Source organism: Acinetobacter sp. ACNIH3 (assembly GCF_002918965.1).
GTDB lineage: Bacteria > Pseudomonadota > Gammaproteobacteria > Pseudomonadales > Moraxellaceae > Acinetobacter > Acinetobacter schindleri.
The window spans coordinates 1-1,191 of sequence record NZ_PQLP01000129.1; the positions used below are offsets into that span (position 1 = coordinate 1).

1 protein-coding gene and 1 pseudogene are annotated in these 1,191 nt (G+C 48.7%); both read left to right on the top strand.

What is annotated here, in order from left to right; genetic code table 11:
* A partial coding sequence (gene tnpB, locus C3420_RS17025; RefSeq protein WP_228152990.1) for an IS66 family insertion sequence element accessory protein TnpB occupies positions 1-362 on the top strand: 362 nt, incomplete at its 5' end.
* A 74-nt stretch (positions 363-436) separates the two neighbouring features.
* Positions 437-1,191: pseudogene (locus tag C3420_RS17030) on the top strand (IS66-like element ISAba25 family transposase); the annotation flags it as partial.

A 1,191-nucleotide genomic window follows, 5' to 3' on the forward strand; every position in this document is an offset into this window, starting at 1 on the left:
GCAGAATTACTCAAGGCACTTGCAACATGATCCGCATTGATGAAATCTGGTTGTCTACTCAGCCCATGGACATGCGTGCAGGTATGGATACGACCATGGCTCAGGTGGTGAGAGCCTTTGGCTACATCAAACCGCATTGTGCTTACCTGTTCTGTAATAAACGTGGCCATCGCATGAAAGTGCTGGTACATGATGGATTGGGCATCTGGCTGTGTGCCCGGCGGCTGGAACAGGGCAAATTTCACTGGGCTCAAGTTCACCAAGGTGAAACCGTGGCCCTCAGCCCGGAACAGTTACAGGCACTGATCCAAGGTTTGCCCTGGCAGCGCATTGGACGACAGCAGGTGGTGACGATGCTTTAAACCAGGCTCGACCATTCTGCTATTCTCCAAACGTTCTATTTCATTCTTCTCATGACCTCAGGCATACTGCGGTCATGAATACGCTGCCTGACTTAAGCCAACTGACCCATGAACAACTGCTGGAATTCACCAGGCAGTTGGCGCTGCAGCATCAGTCTCTAGCACAATCAAACCAACAATTGGATGCCAAAGTTCAACATCTTTCTATTCTCAATCAAAAATACGAGCATGAACTGGCGCTGTTTAAAAAGCACAAATTCGCCCAAAAGAATGAACACTTAACGGCAAAACAAATCCATCTGTGGGATGAAGCGGTTGAAGAAGATATTGCCGCGGTTGATCTAGAACTGGAACGGCTAAATGCAGATAAAACCAATGCAGCGACACAGAAAGCCAAAACCAATAAACCTAAACGTCGACCACTGCCAGATCATCTACACACCATCCGTATTGAGCATGAACCTGCATCAACCCAATGTGCTTGTGGCTGCCAACTCCGTCGTATCGGCGAAGATGTCAGTGAAAAACTGCATTTCAGACCGGCACAGTTCTATAAGGAACAGCATGTGCGTGGTAAATGGGTCTGTGATCAGTGTGACACTCTAACTCAGCAAGCGATGCCCGCCTATGTGATTGATAAAGGCATTGCTTCACCTGAATTGCTCAGCCATGTGCTGGTATCGAAGTATGCCGATCATTTGCCGCTGTACCGTCAGCGCCTGATCTATCAGCGGGCTGGCATTGATCTGTCCAGATCCACTTTATCTGACTGGATAGGTCGCTGCGGTGTAGAACTGGAACCTCTGGCCAATGCCTTAAAAGAGGTGGT